This is a genomic window from Kitasatospora sp. NPDC098663 (assembly GCF_044760075.1).
Classification (GTDB): Bacteria; Actinomycetota; Actinomycetes; order Streptomycetales; family Streptomycetaceae; genus Kitasatospora.
Genome location: NZ_JBIWAP010000122.1, coordinates 1 through 3431 on the forward strand (window position 1 = coordinate 1; position 3431 = coordinate 3431).

A 3431-nucleotide genomic window follows, 5' to 3' on the forward strand; every position below is an offset into this window, starting at 1 on the left:
AAAGAGAGACCCCCCATGATGCCCGGGCATCATGGGGGGTCTCTTCATGGCGGGACGAGTGCAGTTGCGAGACTCGGCCGTCGACGATGGCGAAGACCGGCACGAGCACGATGACCAGGACGATGAACACGCCAGTCTCTGCGAGGTACAGGTCACTCGAACTGGAAGTCCGGCTCGTTCGTGGATGGTGTGCCGAAACTTCCGGTCGAGCGCTGTCGGGGTCGGGGGTCCCTCCCGATCGGCTCGCGCTGCGCAGCCAGCTCGGCGAGAGTGAAGCCCACGGGGCGGCCCAGACGCTGGCCTGCCATGTAGTAGGCCTGCCCATTCGCGCGTTCGCCCAGAGCGATGATCTCCCGGGTGGCGGGCTCGCCCGGACGCCGGGGCGAGCGCTCCCGCCAGACGATCCGGTGCGAAGGCTTTGCGCCCGGATCTGCGCCGACGTAGGTGGTCTCGCAATCGGAGAGGTCGGGATAGCTCGGCATGCATTCCAGCGGATGCGTACTCGGTGCACCCTGCTTGATCCGGCCCAGCTGATTGAGAGCCACCCGCAGGAGCCGGTCTTCCGGTCCACGGGGGTGCATCACCGCGGCGTCATGGAGCGCCTGGAGGTCCTGCTTGAGACCGGCCGTCGGCAGGAAACGGATGGGAGGCTGATGCTCACTCATCACGCTTCTCCTGCTGGGCAGCGCGATGCTCATCCGCCCACTGCTGACCGAGCGGGCCGAGGCTCTCGGCGAGCTCTTCGACGCTCATGCCCGCCTCGTTGCTGGTATCGGACTCCTGGATGCGGCGGGAGAGCTCTTCCTGGAAGGCACCCTCAGCGCGGACGTGGGCCGCGTGGTCGTACTTCATGAGGCGCACGAACGCGGCGAAGGGGATGATCACAGCCTCGGGCCTGTTGTTGTCCCCGAAGATCAGCGGCGTGATCTGGCCGCGGCGAAAGGTTTTCAGGATTGTGGCGAGGTCCTCGCGCCCGAGCTTGCCGGCCGGGACGACATTGACGGAGAACTTCGGGAGATCGGCGTCGGGGGTGCCATTGTCGTGAGCATTGCTGTAGTTGGTCATTCCTTCAGTCTACCCATCCTGGAATAGCTTGTTGTCGACTCGAATGCGACATTTCCCTTCGAGTCGCGATAGTTGGAAATTGGTAGATCGATCCGTCTCCGATAGGCGGACCGTGCAGGGAAAGAGGAGATCGTGTTGCAAACTCGCGCTGTGCCAGGCCGGGGAGCACGGGTCCTGTTGAATGGGCGGTCGGAACTCCAGAAGCTCCTTTCGTCGACCTGCAGGACGCGCACGGCCGCGTCACCCCCCCCCCGCCCGTTCCTCACCGCGCTGCACCAGGCCCTGCTGTACACCGAGCGCCACCACAGCGGTCACCACCTGGCCCTGCACGCCGACGGCATCCGCCACGGCGTCACGGCCGGAATCCGCGAGCGCGCCCGCGAGGTGGAGCGCGACGCCCCGTGGGTGAGCGCCGCCCTGGACGCGCTCACCGGGCAGCGGCTTCCGCTGGCGCGCAAGGAGGCACCGCCCTGTGGGCCCACGCCGGCCCGGACGGCACCGACGGACAGGCGGTCGCCGAACTGCTCACCCACGGCGGCATCACCACCACCCGCACCACCGGCGCCATCGACCTGCCCGGGGTCCACCACCAGGGCCGCCCGATCGGCCGCCACGGCGGCGTCACCCGCACCACCACCGCCCCCTGACACCCCACCACAACCGGCGCCGACCCCAAGGCCGGCGCCGGGACCACCCGGTGCCTTGGCCGGCCCGACCTGCCCCGCCGGTGCCGGCGGGGCAGGAGCAGCGGCGGGGACAGTGCCGGCGACGGCGACGCCCTCACCCGAATCACCTCCCCAGCAATGCGATCAACCCGCCTGCCCTGATGCTGTTGCCCGCGCCCTACCGGGCCTGACCGACCGATAGCCCGCAGGAGGCTCACCTGTACGGAACAGAACCGCCCCAGTCCTTCCTCGAACAGCCCATCCCCGAGGACATACGCGCCGCCTGGCACCGCGGGTAAGGCGCCAACTGGCGCGTCCTTCGCCATATGAGCACCAACAACCTCTTCCCGCCCGACCAGCGCTTCGGCGTCCGCTCGCCCGGCGGCATGTGCGAGGCGCATCTGGAGCACTGGTACGCCGAGCGTGACCGGCGCTTCAACCCCATCACCGGCAACCGATGGCCCGGCCACCCCGGCTCCCCCTTCATCCCCGTCGGCCGCGACCTGAACCGGGTACGCGAGGAACGCCGGCGCGAATGGGACGAGAAGGCATCCGACCGGATGCAACTCGCCGAGGAAATCTGCCTATCCGGCCGCTCACCCCAATGCCTCGGCGAACGCCGACCCGAGCAAGACAGACCGCCGCAGGCGCCAAGGCCCTCCGGTTCGGCCTCGGGCATCCACCCCAGGCACTGAGTCACTCTGCTCTGGCGGAAACGATGAAACCGAGCAGGGCAAGCAGATGGAGCGCGGTACGACCGCCGGGACGTTCTCAGTGGAGCCGAACATGACCACGGACTTCCGTCGGGTGTCTGCGGAGGCCAGACGGCCGGCCGTCTCGGTGGTGCGCCCGGCCGGCAGCACCGCAGCCGCCGCGGCCACGGTGCGGGACGGTACGGGCCAGGCACTGGCCCAGCCCCGGCGCCGGGGTCCTCACGCCGGGCCGGCACCGGGTCCCGGCCGAACACCAGCGGCCGCACGCAGCACGGTGTCGGTGCGGGCCACGTCGCGGGCGAGCAGGACCGCGGCCACGATGCGGACCGTGCCCGCCAGCACCGGCGTGGTGCCCGGCTCGCCGCCGACCGCGGCGGGGGCGGCGTGCAGGTGGCCGGCCGTACGCGCGAGCTCGTCCATCACCGCGGCCGCCTGACCCGGGACAAGGACGGCAGCAGCCACCCAGGACGACGAGGCCCCGGCGCGATCTTGCGCCGGGGCCTCGTCGTCCTGGGGTGTGGCGCCCGTTCCCTCCAGCGGGGCGGCCCCGCTACTTGGGGGCGAGCGCGGCGACCGGGTCGGAGGCGGCCAGTAGGCGGAGCGCGCCCGCGTCGAGGGACGCCGGGTGCAGCGCGTAGGCCTGCGCTCCGGCGGGCAGGGCGAGATCGCCGCGCAGCAGGAACGCCAGCCGCGCGCCCGCCGGGTCCACCGCGCCCGTGTCCTGGTCGGTGTCCGGGGTACCGATCCGGGCGGCGAAGTCGCGGACGTCCTCGCCGGTGCGGCGGCGGTAGGTGCTGAGGGAGCCGTCGAGGTGCCGCACGGCGACGGTGCGGGCGCGGGCGGCGGCGTGCCAGAGGGCGACCTCGCCCAGGCCGACGCGGGCGCCGCAGGCAAAGTGGTCGGTCAGGTGCCGGCCGAGCGCGGCCAGGGTGTCGGCGTACCGGTGGACGGCGTGGTGGGTGCCGGTGACGCCCTGGACGACGTCGAG

Annotated in this window: 6 protein-coding genes; 2 read left to right on the forward strand and 4 right to left on the reverse strand. The window is 71.2% G+C overall.

All coding sequences use genetic code 11. The features are described 5' to 3' along the window. Positions 1–152: 152 nt before the first annotated feature. Together ACIQVZ_RS42285 and ACIQVZ_RS42290 are read right to left on the reverse strand one after the other, a co-directional pair. On the reverse strand, positions 153–665 hold the full coding sequence (locus tag ACIQVZ_RS42285; RefSeq protein WP_402458475.1) for a hypothetical protein: 513 nt from the start codon (positions 663–665) through the stop codon (positions 153–155). After that, positions 658–1065: a hypothetical protein gene (locus tag ACIQVZ_RS42290; RefSeq protein WP_402458477.1), complete on the reverse strand. Its 408-nt coding sequence runs from the start codon at positions 1063–1065 to the stop codon at positions 658–660. Before ACIQVZ_RS42290 ends, ACIQVZ_RS42285 begins: the two co-directional genes overlap by 8 nt. A gap of 401 nt (positions 1066–1466) precedes the next feature. Here ACIQVZ_RS42290 and ACIQVZ_RS42295 point away from each other — a divergent pair, with 401 nt between their 5' ends. Further along, positions 1467–1712 carry a hypothetical protein gene (locus tag ACIQVZ_RS42295; protein WP_402458480.1) on the forward strand — a complete coding sequence of 82 codons (246 nt, stop codon included), beginning with the start codon at positions 1467–1469 and terminating at the stop codon, positions 1710–1712. A 344-nt stretch (positions 1713–2056) separates the two neighbouring features. After that, entirely contained in the window at positions 2057–2425 is a 369-nt protein-coding gene (locus tag ACIQVZ_RS42300; RefSeq protein ID WP_402458483.1) for a hypothetical protein, read from the forward strand. Positions 2426–2662: 237 nt separating this feature from the next. On the opposite strand, the gene ACIQVZ_RS42305 is transcribed toward ACIQVZ_RS42300, so the two are convergent. Both ACIQVZ_RS42305 and ACIQVZ_RS42310 read right to left on the reverse strand, forming a co-directional pair. Next, on the reverse strand, positions 2663–2863 hold the full coding sequence (locus tag ACIQVZ_RS42305; protein ID WP_402458486.1) for a hypothetical protein: 201 nt from the start codon (positions 2861–2863) through the stop codon (positions 2663–2665). Between the two features lie 130 nt (positions 2864–2993). Then, a partial coding sequence (locus tag ACIQVZ_RS42310; RefSeq protein WP_402458488.1) for a hypothetical protein occupies positions 2994–3431 on the reverse strand: 438 nt, incomplete at its 5' end.